Genomic DNA, 18,378 nt, shown 5'->3' on the forward strand with positions numbered 1-18,378 from the left:
AGGTCGCCGCCGGACGCTGTAGAGGGCGTGTAATTGCAGCAGCTACCCGATTACGCTTTGGAAGCCCCGAAAAGTCGAGGCGTATTTTAAAGCGTGAGCGTTTCGCGTGAGACTACTGCGCGTAGTTCTGCGCGAAGGCGGCGATTGCCTGGGTGGCCTGAAAGTCGACCAACTGCAATCCGCGTTCCTGGATGCTAGCCTTGGCGATCTGCACCGCTTTGAGGTGGCGAGGCGACTGATTTTCAGCTGGGGTGGTTACGGGGATCAGGACGTTTTTCAATTGAATAATCCCTTCTTGTTCGGCGCGTACAAACTTCATCAGCCACTGATCGCAGTGGTCGAGTATTGCGCTTGGTTCGGCCTGATCAAAAGCTAAGGGTTTGATAGCGGCTACTACCTCATTTCGGTGAACCAAGGGCAGGTGCAGTTTGGTCAGATCACCGGTCAGGGTATCGTCGCGGAAATTGCGGATTGATGCTTCCGAGAACATTGTTCGAATTTCTCGAACCATAATCTCTTCACGACGATCACGCCCTATGCCTTGGCGCTCGATATAGCGGCTAAACAGCATTGCAAGGGTCGTGTCGAAGTTTTCCACTAAGATCGATCGCATGGGGCTGAAGCGAATCAATGACTCCTTCGGCTCGGTCAGGAAACGAAAGTGGTTAACGATCTGCGACTCTTGGGCTTCTGTTGTCATGAGGCGAACGCTATCCAATTCGTCCTGGGCTATTTCCATAGCCTTGGCGAAGAGATTGCTGCACTCGAAGAAATGATTGACCCGTTTCAGGTTTTTACGGGCGAGCCTGTACTCCATGCGCCCGATAGCTGGTGCCGAGAGAACAATGCCGACATTGGCAAATTCTTCGGTTTCGGCGAAAGGCGCGAAGCGCACGATGCTGTAAAGGCAGGCGTATTTCATTGTAGGACGCTCCAGAACTCGTCCGATTGACAGAGCATCAGGTTACTTTCGATTTCTTCGAGCAGAATGTCGAGCCCCGGTTTGCCAATGGATTCACACCATTCATCGGGTATGTCCAAGCATAGGCCACGAAACTGCCTAGCAGTGTCGTGCATCCGTTGGCTGTATTCAACTTTGTCGACCAGATCTAGGTGCCATGTCCGATTGCTCGGGCCAAATACGTGGCTTTCCGAGAACTTTTCAGCATCCAGCGGCCATTGAAACGCCTGGTTGTGATCGATCAGCTGCAGCTGATTATCGAGGCCACACATCAGCAAATTGGGGCGACCGCCCAATGGCCCTAACTGACGATCACCGTTGCCTACCCAGTAATCAAAGACGAAAACGGCTTTTTGCAGGTCGCTCGGAACCTGCAGTGCTTGTGAGTACAACAGGTCAGCAGCGTCCGCGACATAGGCCAGGGCATAGCTATCCCCAGGCCCAAGATCGCTGCGTGCTTCTGAATTGTAGCGCAGCAGGGCAGGGTCAATGTAGATATAGCCATGCTCGGGGATTGGTAAGCCGAATTGAGCGGCGAGGCGGGCGCATAGCAGTTCGGCAATACGCTCGGAGGGAGGCAATTCCAATCCCTTGGCCACATAGTGTTTGTCATTGCTGGCGCGGCACAGGAAGGGGCGCGTGATTCCACCCTCCAGTCGCCGGATGATCTCAACCGCTTCTATGTAGTTAACCGCGGCCATTCCCGGCTCCGTTATAAATTATCTTGCCAGACCATACTGGTCTGCATCCTGCTGCACCATGCCCTGTAGTGATTTTTTAGGGGCGTTGCGTAGATAAGATCTATACGTGAGATTGATAGCGCATTTGGGACACTCTGCTGCGCCAAAATAATCGATTAGTGCGCGCTTGCTCTTGTTTGATGCGAAGGTATAAGAGGCCGATATTTAGATTTACAGAAAGCCCCGATCCGAAAGCACCGGGGCTTTTTGCTGTCTATCAAACGGATTTGCCAGTGTTACGCGTTTCTAGATTTTAGGGCGGTCCGACATGCCTTGGGGAATCCCACGGCTTGTTTGCCGCTATTTTTCGGACTTCGCCGCAGTCCGAGCAGGTCACCGTGTCAGCACCTTCACCACATCATCAATCACCGCTTTGCTCATTGCCGTCAGATAGTGCGCGGCCCAGGCGTGGCGGTCGGTATCTTTTGCGTAGGCGGCATCCACAGCAAGCGCTTTGGCTAAGAATAGAAAATCAGAAGCCTGTGCCAGCGCGTCGCTGATAGGGACGCCGGCGCGGACATTGAACAACGCTTGATTCGAGCAAAAAATCAACGGGGTGAAGCCGATGGTTTTCAGTTCTGAAGGTTGGGACGAGTCTGTTTTGCTCATGGTATATCTCCTAAGCTTGAGGAGCTGCCACGTTCGTTTCCAAGCGAATGGGTGGCAGCTGTGCGCAGGTTGGAAACCGGGAGCCTAGGAAACCGGCACGTCCGAAGACGTCCCACGCACAGCCACCATGACACAGGGATTGCAGGCGTAAAACGTCTGCGGTTATGTTGGGCGCGTTGTTGCGATTCGCTCGACGGGTTTCCAAGCCCGATCGCTGAATGGTCAGCGACGTCCGGAGAGTATCCCGTCGAAGAAAAGCGCAACATGGCAGCAAAGCGCCCAAATGCAATTTTCGGAGTTTGCCTACAAGGTCTTCGGGCGTCATCCGACTTTGCGACACACGAGGCAAACTGAATTAAACATCAGGTACGAAAAAGCCGCGCATTGCGCGGCTTTCTTGTTTGGTGGGCCCACACGGACTTGAACCGTGGACCAAAGGATTATGAGTCCTCTGCTCTAACCAACTGAGCTATAGGCCCTCAGTAGGCCGCGGATTATAGCGACGGTTTCTCGGCTGTGCTATCCGAAAAGTCTGAAATGGCTATACGAAGAAACGTCGCGGCAAACTCTTCCGGTGACAAGGGCAGGCTGACGATGTAGCCCTGGATCTGTTCACAGCCTTCGGCAGCGAGGAAATGCTGCTGCGCGAGGGTTTCGACACCCTCGGCGATGATGGTGAATTGCATGCTGCGGCCCAAGGCGATGATGGCGCGAACGATGGCTGCATCGTGGGGATCATCCGGCAGGCCGCGGACGAAAGACTGGTCGATCTTGAGAATGTCCAGTGGCAGGCGTTTGAGGTAACTCAGGGACGAGTAACCGGTGCCGAAGTCGTCGATCGCCAGTTGCACACCCAAGTGTTTGAGTTGATGCAGCACTGCCAGCGCCTCTTCAGCCTGGCTCATGATGAAGTTTTCAGTAATTTCCAGTTGCAGGAAACCGGGTTTGAGGCGGTTGTCCTTGAGCAATTGTTCGATCCGACCGAGCAGGTTCGGCTGGCGCAATTGAGCGCCCGCGAGGTTGACCGACAGCGGGCCGACGGGTTCGTAAACCTGATTCCACTCGAACATCTGCCGGCAGGCGGTTTCGAGAACCCAATCGCCGATTTGCAGGATCATGCCGTTTTCTTCGGCCAGCGGGATGAAGTGCTCCGGCGGCACATCGCCGAAGGTCGGGTGGCGCCAGCGAATGAGCGCTTCTGCGCCGACCAGGCGATGGTCGACCAGGCTGATCTTCGGCTGGTAATGGAGGTGCAGCTCGTTGCGCTCGATAGCGCGTCGCAGTTCATGTTCCAGTGCCACTCGCTCGCTGGCTTGAGCGGTGAGGTCGCGGGTGTAGCTTTCGACCCGGTTGCGACCCTTGGCCTTGGAGCGGTACATCGCCGCATCGGCGTTCTTGACCAGCGTGGCGACGTCGCAGCCATCCTTGGGATACAGGCTGGTGCCGATACTGGCGCTGATAAAAAACTCATGTTCGCCAGCCTGGAACGGTGCGCTAAAGCAATTGAGCAATTTGGTCGCGATGTTGTCGGCGTCACTGGATTGCTGCAACCCGGGCAGCAGGATGATGAATTCGTCGCCGCCGAGGCGCGCCACGGTGTCGATGTCGCGCAACTGCTCCTTGAGGCGCACGGCAATGCCCTTGAGCAGCAGGTCGCCGACCGGGTGACCCAGGCTGTCGTTGATGTGTTTGAAACGGTCCAGGTCCAGGAACAGCACCGCGCCCTGGCCGCCGTTTTCCTGTTGGTTGTTGAGCGCAGTCAGCAATCGGCTCTCGAACAACGTGCGATTTGGCAGCCCGGTCAGCGGGTCGTGGTGTGCCTGGTAATCGAGCTTGGCCTGGGCGTGTTTGAGGCTGGAAATGTCCGCGAACACTGCGACAAAATGGGTGACGAATTTGTCCCGGTTGCGCACCGCACTGATGGTCAGCCAGCTCGGATAGAGCTCGCCATTCTTGCGCCGGTTGGAAATTTCGCCCTGCCAATGACCTTCGGCGGTCAGTTGATGCCACATGGCGGCATAAAACGCGCTGTCGTGCAGGCCCGAGGCGAGCAGGCGAGGGGTGTGTCCCAATGCTTCGCTCTCGCTGTAGCCGGTGATTTCGGTAAACGCACGGTTGACCGCGCTGATGTGCTGTTGAGTGTCGGTGATCAATACACCTTCGGCAGTGCTCTCGAACACCGTGGCCGCCTGTTGCAGTTTCTCCTGCATCAGGTGTCGCTCGGTAATGTCCCGGGCGATGGTCAGCATGCAATCTTCATCGCCGATCGGTAGCGGACGGCTGGACACCTCGCAGAGGCGGATCTGTCCGTCGTTGCGGCGTATATGGCAACTGAAGTCGCGGACGAAACCGTCCCGGTGCAGTAGATCGAGCATCTGTTTGCGTTCGTTGAGATTGACCCAGATCCCCAGCTCGAGGGCGGAGCGATCCACGGACATCGCGCTGTTGAAACCGGTAATGCGACTGAAACCCTCATTGACCTCAATCAGTAAACCGTCGCTTTGCCGTGACAAAAGCAAGCCGTCGGGTGAGGCATGGAAGGCCTTGGCGAATTTCTCTTCGGAGGTTTGCAGCTGTTTCTGGGTTTCCTTGAGCTGGCTGATGTCCCGCACGACCACTACCAGCGCAGGGGTTGTATCGAGGTCGAACGGTTCAGCGGAGATCAGGCCGGTAAACACTTGGCCATTGTTGCGGCGAAAGGGCATCTCCAGGTTACGGATGCTGCCGGCCTGCAACCGTTGCAACAAGCCCGGCCCGACGCCGGGGATGCCCCAGATGTTTAGGTCGGTTGCCGTCTGGCCGATGACGTCTTCGGCCTTGAGGCCGATCTGTTCTTCGAAGGCTTCGTTGACCTCCAGCAGGCAGCCGTCGGAGAGTCGCGCGATGACGAGTATGTCCGGGCATTGCTGGAACACCGAGGCGAACTTCTGTTCCGACAGGCGTAACGCCTCTTCGGTGCGCTTGGCTTCGCTGATGTCGATCATCAGTCCGCGCATCACCGGTTCATGGCCGTGCTCGATCAGGCTGACGATATCGCGCACCCAAATGCAGCGGCCATCAGCGGTGATGACCCGGTAATCGAGGCTGTGATCGCGCCCGGCCAACACTTCGTGATCGCAGAAGGTCTGGGCGCGGGTCAGGTCGGCCGGGTGGATAATGTTGCGCCAGAAGCCCGGAATCAGCCAATGAGACAAGGGGTAACCGAGCAAATCCTCGGCATGGGGGGACACATAGCTGTAGGTGAAATCGCTGATCCGCGCTTCCCAGGCGATGGCCGAAAGGCTCTCCACCAGCCCGCGGTAATGGTATTCGCTGCTGCGCAGTTCTTGCTCCAGGTCGACCCGGCGGGAAATTTCTGAACTCAGCCGGCGGTTGATCCGGATTACCATCGCCAGCACGATGATCAGCAGCAGCAATCCCGGCAGACCGTAAACCAGCAGATCGTTCCAGAATGTTCGATGATCGAGGACGTTGCCGACCCAATGCTCCTGAATCTCATTGATTTCGCTTGGGGTCATGTCCGCCAGGACTTTATCCAGAATACCGACCAGTATCTTGTTGTCCCGGGGCACGCCCATCGCCAATTGATAGCGATAGGGGGTTTCACCGCTGACATAGAGCCCGTCGAGCTTGAGCTGGCGCAGGCTCCAGACGCTGGAGGCGAGATCGCCGACCACCGCATCCACTTCATCGGTAGCCAGCGCCTGCAGCGCTGAGCTGACGTTAGGCAGCGCCACCAGGTTGAGGTCGGGATTGTGGGTGCGTAACAGCTCGTGGGGGGCGTAGTTTTCCACCACGGCGACTTTCAGCCCGTACAGGTCTTCGAGTTTACGTGGCTGGGGACCTCCGACATGGGCAAGGATGACAATCGGAAAGTCCAGATAGGGGCGGGTGAAAGAGAGGTAAGTCTGGCGCTCCGGGGTCGACATGATGCCGGGCAACAGGTCCAGCTTGGCTTGTTTGGCCTGCTCCAGAACGACGGTCCAGCTGACGGGCTCGATGGGCGTGAGCTTGATGGCCAGGCGTTGACGGATCCGGTCGATATAGTCCGCCGCAAGGCCCTGGTAGCGGCCGTGATCGTCGCGAAACTCGAAGGGTGGCCATGACGCATCGACACCCAGGCGCAAGTCCGGGTGAGACGCCAGCCAGCCACGTTCTTCGTCGGTCAGAGTCAGCGCGCCAGCCGTTGCGGTCCAGGTCAATAGCGACAGCAAAAAAAGCACGGTCGGCAGTCTGGGCATAACGGTCTCGTTATGGCTCGGGGAATGTTTCGAGTGTAGACGGGCAATTCGGAGGGGGGGAGGAGCGGGGGATTTAATCTGTATAAAAACAAAACCCCCGGCCTGGGCCGGGGGTTTGTTGTTACTCGTCGAGGAAGGAGCGCAAATGCTCGCTTCTCGTCGGGTGGCGCAGCTTGCGCAGCGCCTTGGCTTCGATCTGACGAATCCGTTCACGGGTCACGTCGAACTGCTTACCAACCTCCTCGAGGGTGTGGTCGGTATTCATGTCGATACCGAAGCGCATGCGCAGAACCTTGGCTTCACGGGCAGTGAGGCCGGACAGAACTTCGCGAGTCGCTTCTTTAAGGCTCTCAACAGTGGCGACATCGATTGGCGACTGCATGGTCGAGTCTTCGATGAAGTCACCCAAATGGGAGTCTTCGTCATCACCGATCGGGGTTTCCATGGAGATCGGCTCTTTAGCGATCTTCAATACCTTGCGGATCTTGTCCTCAGGCATTTCCATGCGTTCGCCCAGCTCTTCCGGGGTCGGTTCGCGACCCATTTCCTGCAACATCTGGCGGGAAATGCGGTTGAGCTTGTTGATCGTCTCGATCATGTGCACCGGAATACGGATGGTGCGGGCCTGGTCGGCGATCGAGCGAGTGATCGCCTGACGGATCCACCAGGTGGCATAAGTCGAGAATTTGTAGCCGCGGCGGTATTCGAACTTGTCTACCGCTTTCATCAAACCGATGTTGCCTTCCTGGATCAGATCGAGGAATTGCAGGCCACGGTTGGTGTACTTCTTGGCGATGGAGATCACCAGACGCAAGTTCGCTTCTACCATCTCTTTCTTCGCGCGGCGGGCCTTGGCCTCACCGATCGACATGCGACGGTTGATGTCCTTGATCTCGGCGATCGTCAAACCGGTTTCGGTTTGCAGCGCCGTCAGCTTCTGCTGGCAACGAATGATGTCCGGTTGCAGGCGACCAATGGCTTCAGCGTATTTGCTTTTGCCTTTGGCCAGTGCGTCGGACCAGCTTTCGTCGACTTCGTTGCCCGGGAACTGGCGCAGGAAGTCGGCACGCGGCATGCGGGCATCACGAACGCAAAGTTGCATGATCGCGCGCTCTTGCTGACGCAGACGATCCAGGGCACTGCGAACACGCTCGACCAGGCCTTCGAATTGCTTCGGAACCAGTTTGATCGGCATGAACAGCTCAGCCAGAAGCACCAGCTCGGCAATTGCCAGCTTGTTGCCACGACCGTGCTTTTTCAGCGCCTTGCGGGTGATTTCCATCTGATCGGAGACAGCGCCAAAGCGCTGAGCTGCGATGACCGGATCCGGACCGCTTTCGGCTTCTTCTTCGTCGTCGGTGCTGGCTTCAGCGTCGTCGTCGTCGGTGTCGTCGTCCGCTTTCACGGCTTTCGGGTCGACAGGCGGCGGCACTTCTGCAGCAGGCGGCGCAATGCCGTCGTCCGGGTCGATATAACCGCTCAGGACGTCGGACAGGCGGCCACCTTCGGTGGTGACGCGAGTGTATTCGGACAGAATGTGGTCAACCGTGCCAGGGAAGTGCGCAATTGCGCCCATCACTTCGCGGATGCCCTCTTCAATACGCTTGGCGATTTCAATTTCGCCTTCACGTGTGAGGAGCTCTACCGTGCCCATTTCACGCATGTACATGCGCACTGGGTCGGTGGTGCGACCAATGTCGGTCTCGACCGCTGCCAACGCTGCTGCTGCCTCTTCGGCCGCGGCTTCGTCGGTATCGGCGTCGGCCAGCATAAGGGAATCCTTATCTGGCGCAACCTCGAATACGTTGATCCCCATGTCATTGATCATGCGGATGATGTCTTCCACCTGTTCCGGATCTGAAATATCCTCCGGCAGGTGGTCGTTGACCTCCGCGTAAGTCAGGTAACCCTGCTCACGACCAAGTGTGATCAACTCTTTGATACGAGACTGCTGTTGCGCTTTTCCGGACATAACACCCTATCCACTGAAGGTCTTGGCGGGCAAAAAACAAGCCGAGGATTATACCTGAGCTATGACCTCACGCGCCAGTTGAGGTCGGGCTTGTTGCGGAAACATTGCGACTTAATAGGTCGCGCAGTTGATTTTTCTCTTCGGCACTCAGTTCGCTTTGACGTGCTTTCCTGAGAAGTTGTTCCAGGTTTCGCTCGCGTTGGCGAGCTGACAAGCTAGTAATGGTGTCGAAAAACTGTTGTTCAAGGTTATCTCCGTCAATCAGCCATTCCTTTTCCGCCAGCGCCTTGAGCAAACGTCCTTGCTCCGTACCGTGCCAGCGTGCAATCAACTGAAATGAGTTTAGCTTGGGATTCTTCTGTACGGCTTCGAGAAGGGCCACCAGTAATTGCGTGTTGGTGTGATCCTCGGCAGCAAAGTGCCCGGCATCCTCGACTTTCTCGGCCAATTGCGGGTGATGCAATAGCGTGCGCAAGGCGGCCAGGGTCGGTGGCTCTACAGCGGCCGGCACACGTGGCGCGCGGGGTTGATCGTGATCACCACCGCGTTTGCCGTTTTTGTCCCACGGTTTTTTGTCCCATTTCTTGCCGCCGGCGCCGGGTTTTTTCGGCGTCCATTCCTGCTGCGGCGCATACATCTCTTGTGCCTGCGGCTGATGGTAGTCGCTGTAATCCGGCATGGCGTCGTAATCGATGCCCGGGTCGTACGCCGGCGGCGCTTCCTGGGGGGCGCTTTGTACCAGTTGGCTCACGGCTTCACCGCTAAGTCCGGTGATTTCGGTCAGGCGCTGACGCATCAGGATGCGCAGGTTCGCCCCGGGGACCTTGTCGATCAGCGGTGCTGCGAGGGTGGCCATGTGGGCCTTGCCTTCGAGCGAGCGCGGGTCTGATTCTTCGGTCAGTTGCTGGAAAAAATAATCGGCCAGTGGCTGCGCATGCTGATTGATTCGTGCGCGGAACGCATCGGTTCCTTCAGAGCGAACCAGCGTGTCAGGGTCTTCGCCTTCGGGGAGGAACAGAAAGCGTGCACGCCGCCCGTCCTGCAGGCTCGGCAGCGCTGCCTCCAATGCCCGCCAGGCAGCATTTCGACCTGCCTGGTCGCCGTCGAAACAGAACAGCACGTTGGGCACGACGCGAAACAGGCGCTTCAAGTGCTCTTCGCTGGTGGCGGTGCCCAGGGTCGCGACAGCATTGCGCAGGCCTTGCTGGGCGAGGGCGATAACATCCATGTAGCCTTCGACGACGATGATTTCGTCGAGGTTGCGGTTGTTCTTGCGTGCTTCATAAAGGCCATAGAGTTCCTGGCCCTTATGGAATACCGGGGTTTCCGGGGAGTTCAGGTATTTCGGCTTGTCGTCGCCCAATACCCGGCCGCCGAAGGCGATGATTCGCCCGCGGCTGTCGCGGATCGGGAACATCACGCGATCGCGGAAGCGGTCATAGCGTTTGCCGGTTTCGGCGTTCTCGATCAGCAGGCCGGCATCGATCATGGCTTTCTGTTGCAGGGTGTCGCTGCTCAAGTGCTTGAACAGATTGTCCCAGCCAGGCGGGGCAAAGCCGAGGCCGAAGTCTCGGGCGATTTCGCCGGTCAGTCCGCGACCTTTCAAGTAATCCACCGCTGCTTTTCGCGATGGATGGCTTTTCAGTGCCTGGCGGTAAAAGTCGGCGGCGGCGGTGAGCAGCGGGTAGAGCGGCGAATCGGTCGGCTGTCGCGGCTTGTGCGGCCGTCCGCTTTCTTCGCGGGGGATTTCCATGCCGGCGGCTTTGGCTAGTTCTTCGACAGCCTGGACGAAATCCAGGTTGTCGTGGTCCATCATGAAGCCGAGGGCATTGCCGCCAGCGCCGCAGCCAAAGCAATAATAGAACTGCTTGTCGGGGCTGACGCTGAAGGAGGGGGTTTTCTCTTTGTGGAACGGGCAGCAAGCGGTGTAATTCTTGCCGGCCTTTTTCATTTGCAGGCGCGAGCTGACCACATCGACGATGTCGGTGCGGTTCAGAAGGTCGTCAATGAAGCTCTGGGGAATTAGCCCGGCCATGGCGTTCTCGTCATCTGCGCTGCAATGAATCCGAAACGAAGAGCGGCTGAGCACGAGTCGTTGTTTGAGGCGCGCAAAATGTGCGGCTCGACCGGTGTCGTCTGCATAATCGCTGTCGGGAAGTGTATCTGCCGAAAATCCACTGACGTTAGTACCAATCAGTATTCGACTATTTGAAAGTGTTGCGCTGAAATCCGCTGCGGCCAGTCGGTGGCCTCGGATCGCTCATAAGCGGGCACGCAAGAAGGTGCCTTGGGCTGATCGTCGTGAGAGGAATCAGTGGGTGTGCTCGTCAGTAGCCTTGGAAGGCTCGTCAGAAAAGACGTGCACCGCTGGCAAAAAAGCCAGGTCTGACGCTGTGAAGCAGATTTGTCTCGGTCGCGTGTGCGGCTTTGACGGTGAAGCATCAAGCGTTATCCGCAAATGCCATTAGCCCGGCTGAGGGCCGGGCTTGGCAGAAGCTTGCTACGAACGTCTGTGTATTAGTACAGACGAACGGCGCGGCGCTGTTCGCGCTGAACTTTCTTGGCGTGACGCTTAACAGCGGCTGCTGCTTTACGCTTACGCTCAGAAGTAGGCTTCTCGTAGAATTCGCGGCTACGAACTTCAGCCAGTACACCGGCTTTTTCGCAGGAGCGCTTGAAACGACGCAGAGCTACGTCGAAGGGTTCGTTCTCTTTTACTTTGACGGCTGGCATCCAGAGCTACCTTCATTCATTACCGGGGTCAACATCCTCGTGGCAAAAGAGCACTTGAAGACGTCGGTTTTTAAGGGTTGCGGATGTTAACCCCTCATCGCTCGGAATGCAAAGCCTCTGATCGAAAACCGCTAGTCGGGGCATCCCATGGCGACTATTATGCGCGCCTTCGAATTCAGCCTAAACAAGGCGCAAACCCATGCTAGTACTGGGATTAGAAACCTCCTGCGACGAAACCGGTGTCGCATTATATGACAGTGAACGCGGCCTGCTGGCCGACGCGCTGTTCAGTCAGATCGACCTGCACCGCGCCTATGGCGGGGTCGTGCCGGAGCTGGCCTCGCGTGACCACGTCAAACGCATGCTGCCCTTGATTCGTCAGGTGTTGGCTGAAGCTGACTGTGTGCCGACCGAGATCGACGCCATCGCTTATACCGCGGGTCCTGGCCTGGTCGGTGCCTTGCTGGTGGGCGCCTCTTGCGCTCAGGCGCTGGCCTTCGCCTGGGGTATTCCGGCGCTGGGCGTGCACCACATGGAAGGTCACCTGCTGGCGCCCATGCTGGAGACGCAACCACCGGAATTCCCGTTCGTCGCTTTGTTGGTGTCGGGCGGTCATACGCAGCTGGTTCAGGTCGACGGGATTGGTCAATACACGCTCTTGGGCGAGACCCTCGACGATGCCGCTGGTGAAGCTTTTGACAAGACCGCGAAGATGATGGGCCTCAATTATCCGGGTGGCCCGGAAATCGCTCGACTGGCGGAGCAAGGGGTTGCAGGACGTTTCACTTTCCCGCGCCCGATGTGCGACCGTCCAGGACTGGCTTTCAGTTTCAGTGGCTTGAAAACCTTCGCCCTGAACACCTGGCAGCAGAGCGTCAGCGCCGGGGACGACAGCGAGCAAGCCCGTTGCGACATCTCGCTGGCGTTCCAGCAGGCCGTGGTGGAGACTTTGACCATCAAGTGCAAGCGTGCCCTGAAACAGGCCGGTATGAAGCGTCTGGTGATCGCTGGCGGCGTCAGCGCCAACAAGGCACTGCGTACCTCCCTGGAGAAGATGCTCGGCGACATGAAGGGCGATGTTTTTTATGCTCGTCCGGAATTCTGCACCGACAACGGCGCGATGATTGCCTTTGCCGGCTGCCAGCGTTTGCAGGCCGGTCAGCATGAAAGCCTGGCGATCAGCGTGCAGGCGCGTTGGCCGATGGAGCAACTGTCGGCGCTGTGATGGTGTGCGGGATGAGCCGCGCTCACGTCCGGTATTTAAAAATGCCGTTCGCGCCCGGCAAACAGGTCGCGTAGATTGCCCCGATGGCGCCAGACGATCAGTCCCGTGAGTGCGCTCATGGGCAGCAATGCCGCCGGTTCTTGCCAGGCCAGCAGCGGCAGGGTCAGCGGTGTGGCGATCAAAGCCGCCAGTGAGCTGGTGCGAGTCAGGTAGAACGTCAGCAGCCAGGCGCAGACCGCCAGTAGTGCGGCGGGCGGGTAGAGCCCCAGCAGCATGCCGGCCGAGGTGGCGACACCCTTGCCGCCGCGGAAGCGAAAGTACAACGGGAACAGGTGGCCGATGACGGCACAGACGCCGATCCAGGCCTGTTCCTGAAGCGAAAGGCCCGCAACACCGGCGATCAGTACGGGTAGCAGACCTTTGAAGAGGTCTCCGATCAAGGTCAGGACGGCGAGTTTTTTGCCGGCCAGGCGCAACATGTTGGTGGCGCCGGCATTGCCCGAGCCACTCATTCGCGGATCGGGGTTACCGGTCAGGCGGCTGAGCAAAATGGCGAAGGACAGAGAGCCGAGCAGGTAGGCGAGGGTCGCCAGTAACCAAAACATGCTAACTATTCCGGGCGAGGACGCCCTGATTCTAACGGCGCATTGCGCCCTTGTCGTGCAGCGGAGAAAAGTGCTTGGACAGAGTGTTTATCGAGGGCCTGGAAGTCGACACCGTGATTGGTGCCTACGACTGGGAGCGAGGCATCCGACAGTGCTTGCGTCTTGATCTGAGCTTCGCCTGGGATAATCGCCCGGCCGCAGCCGGTGATGACCTGACGCTGGCGCTCGATTACGCCAGTGTGTCGTCGCGGATCCAGGCCTTTGCCGAGCAGGCGCAGTTCCAGCTGGTCGAGACCTTCGCCGAGCGTCTGGCTGAAGTCCTGATGAGCGAATTCAACATCACCTGGATGCGCCTCAAGCTGACCAAGCCAGGCGCCATCCCGGCTGCCACGGGCGGTGTGGGCGTGGAGATCGAGCGCGGATGTCGCTGACTCAGGTGTATCTCGGGCTCGGTAGCAATATCGAGCGCGAATCCCATTTGCAGGCTGGCCTGGAATCCTTGGCAGGTTTTCTGGTGGATATACGCTGCTCGGCGGTGTTCGAAAGCCAGCCGGTGGGGATCAAGAGCGGGCCATTCTTCAATTTTGTGGTGTCGGCTTATACCGATTTGCCGTTGATGGAGCTGGATCGCCGGCTGAAATTCATCGAGGCGGACAATGGTCGTTATGCACCGGATCGCAAGGGTTTGCCGCTGGATATCGACGTGCTGCTGTTCGGCGATCTGGTCGGCAACTTCGATGGCTTGATCCTGCCGCGGACAGAAATTCTGAAAAATGCCTTCGTGCTGTGGCCGTTGTCGCTGATTGCGCCGGATCGCGTGCATCCGGGTGTAGGCAAGAGCTTTGCGGCGTTGTGGCGTGAGGCGCAGATTGATCAGGTGTTGGCGCCGGTGGCGTTTGAGTGGCGTGGGCAGCAGCTGACGCCCTCAGATTTTCTGTAAAGCAAAAGATCGCAGCCTTCGACAGCTCCTACAGGGCGCACATCAATCCTTGTAGGAGCTGCCGAAGGCTGCGATCTTTTGATCTTGCTTAGGCTTTTTCTTTGTAGGCCTTCAACGCCTTGAGCCTTTCGCGCTTGATCGCCTCACCCAGCTCCGGTCCTTTGAATCCCTTCTCCAGCAACGGCTGAACCGCAACGCTGCGAGCCGCATTCGCCGCCCCCCGCAAATAATCCGCCTGTGGATAACTTCGCAGCTCCAGCCCTTTACGTCCGCGCGCGTCCATTTCGCACGCCGCGATAAATTCCTCGAACCGCTGCGGCCGACGGTAAACGTCAAAACGCTGCAGCAACTCCAGCAACGTCGACGGCTTCAGCTCCAGGGCGCGATGGCCGTGGGTGTGATATTCGCCCACCAGCAAAGCCAGCTCCTGGCAGTCCTTCGGCGCCTTGAAGCGTTCGTTGACTGCTTTGATCAGCTTCAAGCCCTTGTGCTCATGGGCAATGTGTCGCGGCCATTCTTCCTCGGGCGTTAGTCCCTTGCCGAGGTCGTGCAGAAGGCAGGCCCAGCGTACGGTGAGTGGTTGTTTATGCTTCGCCGCTTGCTCCAGCACGCTCAGGGTGTGCACGCCCGTGTCGATTTCCGGGTGGTGGGCTTCCGGTTGCGGTACGCCGAACAGGGCATCGACTTCCGGCATCAATACCTTGAGAGCGCCACACTCGCGCAGCACTTCGATGAACACCTGTGGCTGATCTTCCATCAGAGCGCGGGAGATTTCCTTCCAGCTGCGTTCGGCGGTCAAGGCTTCCAGTTCGCCTGATTCGCCAAGTTGGCGCATCAGTTCCAGTGTCTCTGGCGCGACGGTGAAACCAAGCCCCGCATAACGAGCAGCGAAGCGGGCAACGCGCAGAACCCTGAGCGGATCTTCGGCGAACGCGGGGGAAACGTGACGCAGCAGGCGCGCTTCGAGATCGCGCTGGCCGTGGTAAGGATCGGTCAGGTTCTGCTGATCGTCTTCGGCCATGGCATTGATGGTCAGGTCGCGACGGATCAGGTCTTCTTCGAGGGTGACTTCGGGGCTGGCGTGAAAGGTAAAACCGCCGTAACCGCGTCCGCTTTTGCGCTCGGTGCGGGCTAGGGCGTATTCCTCACCGCTTTTCGGGTGAAGAAATACCGGGAAATCCGCGCCTACCGGCCGAAAACCCTTGGCGAGCATTTCTTCAGTGGTGGCGCCAACCACAACCCAGTCGATGTCGGTGACAGGCTTGCCCAGCAGGCGATCGCGTACCGCACCGCCGACTTTATAAATCTGCATAAAAAACCTCCGTTAGCCCGACAGAATAACCTTTGCGTCGAACCTCCGGAGGCAGAAACAGGATCAAAGATGGATGACAGCCAGGTCCAGCCGGCCGTAATCCCCCTCGCTGTGTTCACCTCTGGGTGGGACATGATGGACTTTCATCACCTGATCCCCTTGCAGGGTTTCCAGATGAATATCGAAGCCCCAGAGGCGGTGCAGGTGTTTGAGCACTTCCTCAGTGGACTCGCCCAGCGGTTTACGGTCGTGTTGCTGGTGACGCAAGGTCAACGAGCGGTCACCACGCCGGTCGATGCTGTAAATCTGCACGTTGGGTTCACGATTGCCGAGGTTGTACTGCGCCGCCAGGGTTTCACGGATGATGCGGTAGCCACCTTCGTCATGAATGGCCGGGACCAGCAGATCGTCCTTCTGGTCATCATCAAGAATGCTGAACAACTTCAGGTCACGGATCACCTGGGGTGACAGGTACTGCAGGATAAAGCTTTCATCCTTGAAGCTGCTCATGGCGAATTTGATGCTCGACAGCCAGTCGGTACCGGCAATCTCAGGGAACCAGCGGTAGTCCTCTTCGGTAGGGTGTTCGCACATGCGGCGGATGTCCCGGTACATGGCAAAACCCAGGGTGTAGGGGTTGATGCCGTTGTAGTAGGGGCTGTCGAAGCCGGGTTGGTAGACCACGCTGGTGTGGGACGTCAAAAACTCCATCATGAAGCCGTCGGTCACCAGGCCTTCGTCATACAGGTCGTTCATCAGGGTGTAATGCCAGAACGTGGCCCAGCCTTCGTTCATCACCTGAGTCTGGCGTTGCGGGTAGAAATACTGAGCGATCTTGCGCACGATCCGCACGATTTCCCGCTGCCATGGCTCCAGCAGCGGTGCGTGTTTTTCGATGAAGTAGAGGATGTTTTCCTGAGGTTCGGCGGGGAAGCGCGCGTTGTCCTTGTCGCTGTACTTGTCTGCACCTTTTGGAATGGTCCTCCACAGATCGTTGATCTGCTTCTGCAGATGCTCTTCCCGATCCTTTTGCCGGCGACGTTCTTCTTCGGCGGAAATCGGATACGGACGTTTGTAGCGATCGACCCCGTAGTTCATCAGGGCGTGGCAGGAATCCAGCAGGTCCTCGACCGCGTCGATACCGTGGCGCTCTTCGCACTGCATGATGTATTGCTTGGCGAAAACCAGGTAATCAATGATTGAACTGGCGTCAGTCCAGGTGCGGAACAGGTAGTTGCCTTTGAAAAAGCTGTTATGCCCGTAGCAGGCATGGGCGACGACCAACGCCTGCATGCAGATGGTGTTTTCTTCCATCAAATAGGCGATGCACGGGTCCGAGTTGATCACGATTTCGTAGGCGAGCCCCATCTGGCCACGAGTGTAGGATTTCTCGGTGCTGAGGAAGTGTTTGCCGTAGGACCAATGGTGATAACCCAGCGGCATGCCGACGGAGGCGTAGGCGTCCATCATCTGCTCGGCGGTGATCACTTCGATCTGGTTGGGGTAAGTATCGAGTGCGTAACGAGCCGCCAGGCGGCTGATTTCCTTGTCGTAGGCCTGGATCAGCTCGAACGTCCATTCGGAGCCGGTGGAAATGGGTTGGCGCTTCTGCTCTTTGGCGGTCATGTCACTAACCTGCGCTGGAAGAGTTCACGGAAGACCGGATAGATATCCCCGGCCGAGACCAGTTGTTGCTGGGCAAAAGTGTCAGAGAAGGCTTCAGCGATGCGTTCGTACTCGAACCACAGGGCCTGATGTTCGCGGGGGGTGATCTCAACGTAAGTGTAGTACTGCACGAACGGCATGATCTGATTGATCAGAATGTCGCGGCAGATTGGCGAGTCGTCGTTCCAGTTATCGCCGTCGGAGGCCTGGGCGGCGTAGATGTTCCACTCATTGCTCGGATAGCGTTCGGCCATGATCTCCTGCATCAGTTTCAAGGCGCTGGAAACGATGGTGCCGCCGGTTTCGCGGGAGTAGAAAAACTCTTCCTCATCCACTTCCCGGGCACTGGTGTGGTGGCGGATGAACACGACGTCGATCTTGTCGTAGTTACGCTTGAGAAACAGGTACAGCAGGATAAAGAAGCGCTTGGCGATGTCCTTGGTCGCTTGGGTCATGGAGCCGGACACGTCCATCAGGCAGAACATCACCGCCTTGGAACTGGGGTTGGGTTGCTTGATGAGCAGGTTGTACTTGAGGTCGAAGGTATCGAGGAACGGTACGCGATGAATGCGCGCACTGAGTTTTTCGATTTCTGCTTCGACTTCTTGAATATCACCGAAGTTGTCTGGCTCATCACGTTTGAGTCGCAGCAGTTCTTCTTTGGCTTCGCGTAATTTTGCCCGGCTGCTCCCAGACAGGGCGATTCGCCGGGCATGGGCCGAGCGCAAGGTGCGGATGATGTTGATCCGCGACGGATTGCCCTCGTTACTGATCCCGGCACGAACGGTCTTGAAGGTGTCGGTGCCGGTCAGGTTGCGCTTGACCAGGTTCGGCAGCTCAAGGTCCTCGAACATGAATTCGAGGAATTCCTCCTGGGTGATCTGGAAGACGAATTCGTCCATCCCTTCGCCCGAGTTGCCGGCCTTGCCGGGGCCTCTGCCACCGCCACCTCCGGGCGGGCGGGCAATGTGCTCGCCGCTGGTGAATTCCTTGTTGCCCGGGTGCACGACGGTCTGCTTGCCACCGCGACCGTGGTGAAGCACCGGCTCGTCAATGTCGCGACCGGGGATGCTGATCTGTTCGCCGTGTTCCATATCGGTAATGGAGCGCCGGCTGACCGCCTCTTCGACAGCCTTTTTGATGTGATCACGGTAACGCCGCAGAAACCGCTGACGGTTCACCGTGCTCTTGTTCTTGCCATTGAGACGTCGGTCGATCACATAGCTCATGACTGCTCCTTAGAAGCTGTCCTGAAAGGGGCGAGCGGTTATGCAGCATCGACGGTGCCAAGGGATGTTCACGCTCCCCCAAGCGCTTTTGGACGCTGCCTGAACCTCGCTACCGACTTTCGAACACCTTCCAGAGGTCTGTGTAA

The 18,378-nt window shown here is 57.9% G+C and carries 14 protein-coding genes and 1 tRNA gene; 3 read left to right on the forward strand and 12 right to left on the reverse strand.

Annotated elements, in window-relative coordinates; translation table 11 throughout:
• Positions 1–112: 112 nt before the first annotated feature.
• The 8 genes from ABH912_RS23210 to rpsU all read right to left on the reverse strand — a co-directional run bounded on the left by ABH912_RS23210 (position 113) and on the right by rpsU (position 11,256).
• On the reverse strand, positions 113–922 hold the full coding sequence (locus tag ABH912_RS23210) for a DUF3037 domain-containing protein (protein WP_429511759.1): 810 nt from the start codon (positions 920–922) through the stop codon (positions 113–115).
• The gene (locus ABH912_RS23215) at positions 919–1,662 is read right to left on the reverse strand and encodes a HipA family kinase (RefSeq protein ID WP_429511760.1); all 744 of its coding nucleotides are present in this window, start codon (positions 1,660–1,662) and stop codon (positions 919–921) included. Before ABH912_RS23215 ends, ABH912_RS23210 begins: the two co-directional genes overlap by 4 nt.
• A 372-nt stretch (positions 1,663–2,034) precedes the next feature.
• On the reverse strand, positions 2,035–2,310 hold the full coding sequence (locus tag ABH912_RS23220; RefSeq protein ID WP_429511761.1) for a DUF3077 domain-containing protein: 276 nt from the start codon (positions 2,308–2,310) through the stop codon (positions 2,035–2,037).
• A gap of 402 nt (positions 2,311–2,712) precedes the next feature.
• Positions 2,713–2,789 (reverse strand) — tRNA-Ile (locus ABH912_RS23225).
• 15 nt (positions 2,790–2,804) lie between these two features.
• Positions 2,805–6,551 (reverse strand): EAL domain-containing protein, encoded by a 3,747-nt coding sequence (locus ABH912_RS23230; RefSeq protein ID WP_429511762.1) that lies wholly within the window; start codon positions 6,549–6,551, stop codon positions 2,805–2,807.
• 121 nt (positions 6,552–6,672) lie between these two features.
• The gene (gene rpoD / locus ABH912_RS23235) at positions 6,673–8,523 is read right to left on the reverse strand and encodes an RNA polymerase sigma factor RpoD (RefSeq protein ID WP_033056224.1); all 1,851 of its coding nucleotides are present in this window, start codon (positions 8,521–8,523) and stop codon (positions 6,673–6,675) included.
• A gap of 67 nt (positions 8,524–8,590) precedes the next feature.
• Entirely contained in the window at positions 8,591–10,558 is a 1,968-nt protein-coding gene (dnaG, locus tag ABH912_RS23240; RefSeq protein ID WP_033056223.1) for a DNA primase, read from the reverse strand.
• A 482-nt stretch (positions 10,559–11,040) separates the two neighbouring features.
• Positions 11,041–11,256, reverse strand: coding sequence for a 30S ribosomal protein S21 (rpsU, locus tag ABH912_RS23245; RefSeq protein WP_002551877.1), 216 nt, complete (start codon positions 11,254–11,256; stop codon positions 11,041–11,043).
• Positions 11,257–11,455: 199 nt separating this feature from the next.
• Here rpsU and tsaD point away from each other — a divergent pair, with 199 nt between their 5' ends.
• Positions 11,456–12,481: a tRNA (adenosine(37)-N6)-threonylcarbamoyltransferase complex transferase subunit TsaD gene (tsaD, locus tag ABH912_RS23250; protein WP_027926719.1), complete on the forward strand. Its 1,026-nt coding sequence runs from the start codon at positions 11,456–11,458 to the stop codon at positions 12,479–12,481.
• A gap of 35 nt (positions 12,482–12,516) precedes the next feature.
• On the opposite strand, the gene plsY is transcribed toward tsaD, so the two are convergent.
• Positions 12,517–13,086, reverse strand: coding sequence for a glycerol-3-phosphate 1-O-acyltransferase PlsY (gene plsY / locus ABH912_RS23255; RefSeq protein ID WP_008147193.1), 570 nt, complete (start codon positions 13,084–13,086; stop codon positions 12,517–12,519).
• 74 nt (positions 13,087–13,160) lie between these two features.
• On the opposite strand from plsY, the gene folB reads away from it, so the two are divergent.
• Both folB and folK read left to right on the forward strand, forming a co-directional pair.
• On the forward strand, positions 13,161–13,517 hold the full coding sequence (gene folB / locus ABH912_RS23260; RefSeq protein ID WP_008008297.1) for a dihydroneopterin aldolase: 357 nt from the start codon (positions 13,161–13,163) through the stop codon (positions 13,515–13,517).
• Complete coding sequence (gene folK, locus ABH912_RS23265; protein WP_429511763.1) at positions 13,508–14,026, forward strand: 2-amino-4-hydroxy-6-hydroxymethyldihydropteridine diphosphokinase; 519 nt, start codon at positions 13,508–13,510, stop codon at positions 14,024–14,026. The genes folB and folK overlap by 10 nt, the downstream gene beginning before the upstream one ends.
• An 88-nt stretch (positions 14,027–14,114) precedes the next feature.
• On the opposite strand, the gene ABH912_RS23270 is transcribed toward folK, so the two are convergent.
• From ABH912_RS23270 to ABH912_RS23280, 3 genes are all read right to left on the reverse strand, one after another.
• Positions 14,115–15,338, reverse strand: coding sequence for a multifunctional CCA addition/repair protein (locus ABH912_RS23270; protein WP_429511764.1), 1,224 nt, complete (start codon positions 15,336–15,338; stop codon positions 14,115–14,117).
• Positions 15,339–15,401: 63 nt separating this feature from the next.
• The gene (locus ABH912_RS23275; RefSeq protein ID WP_033056220.1) at positions 15,402–16,964 is read right to left on the reverse strand and encodes a SpoVR family protein; all 1,563 of its coding nucleotides are present in this window, start codon (positions 16,962–16,964) and stop codon (positions 15,402–15,404) included.
• The gene (locus ABH912_RS23280; RefSeq protein ID WP_033056219.1) at positions 16,961–18,232 is read right to left on the reverse strand and encodes a YeaH/YhbH family protein; all 1,272 of its coding nucleotides are present in this window, start codon (positions 18,230–18,232) and stop codon (positions 16,961–16,963) included. The genes ABH912_RS23275 and ABH912_RS23280 overlap by 4 nt, the downstream gene beginning before the upstream one ends.
• Positions 18,233–18,378: the final 146 nt, after the last annotated feature.

It is taken from the genome of Pseudomonas sp. BT76 TE3572 (assembly GCF_050435365.1).
GTDB lineage: Bacteria > Pseudomonadota > Gammaproteobacteria > Pseudomonadales > Pseudomonadaceae > Aquipseudomonas > Aquipseudomonas fluorescens_W.

Coding starts and splice junctions, on each gene's coding strand:
- ABH912_RS23280 (WP_033056219.1), bottom strand. CDS start 18,232: ATGAGCTATGTGATCGACCGACGTCTCAATGGCAAGAACAAGAGCACG.
- plsY (WP_008147193.1), bottom strand. CDS start 13,086: ATGTTTTGGTTACTGGCGACCCTCGCCTACCTGCTCGGCTCTCTGTCC.
- tsaD (WP_027926719.1), top strand. CDS start 11,456: ATGCTAGTACTGGGATTAGAAACCTCCTGCGACGAAACCGGTGTCGCA.
- ABH912_RS23230 (WP_429511762.1), bottom strand. CDS start 6,551: ATGCCCAGACTGCCGACCGTGCTTTTTTTGCTGTCGCTATTGACCTGG.
- dnaG (WP_033056223.1), bottom strand. CDS start 10,558: ATGGCCGGGCTAATTCCCCAGAGCTTCATTGACGACCTTCTGAACCGC.
- ABH912_RS23270 (WP_429511764.1), bottom strand. CDS start 15,338: ATGCAGATTTATAAAGTCGGCGGTGCGGTACGCGATCGCCTGCTGGGC.
- rpsU (WP_002551877.1), bottom strand. CDS start 11,256: ATGCCAGCCGTCAAAGTAAAAGAGAACGAACCCTTCGACGTAGCTCTG.
- rpoD (WP_033056224.1), bottom strand. CDS start 8,523: ATGTCCGGAAAAGCGCAACAGCAGTCTCGTATCAAAGAGTTGATCACA.
- ABH912_RS23215 (WP_429511760.1), bottom strand. CDS start 1,662: ATGGCCGCGGTTAACTACATAGAAGCGGTTGAGATCATCCGGCGACTG.
- ABH912_RS23275 (WP_033056220.1), bottom strand. CDS start 16,964: ATGACCGCCAAAGAGCAGAAGCGCCAACCCATTTCCACCGGCTCCGAA.
- ABH912_RS23210 (WP_429511759.1), bottom strand. CDS start 922: ATGAAATACGCCTGCCTTTACAGCATCGTGCGCTTCGCGCCTTTCGCC.
- folK (WP_429511763.1), top strand. CDS start 13,508: ATGTCGCTGACTCAGGTGTATCTCGGGCTCGGTAGCAATATCGAGCGC.
- ABH912_RS23220 (WP_429511761.1), bottom strand. CDS start 2,310: ATGAGCAAAACAGACTCGTCCCAACCTTCAGAACTGAAAACCATCGGC.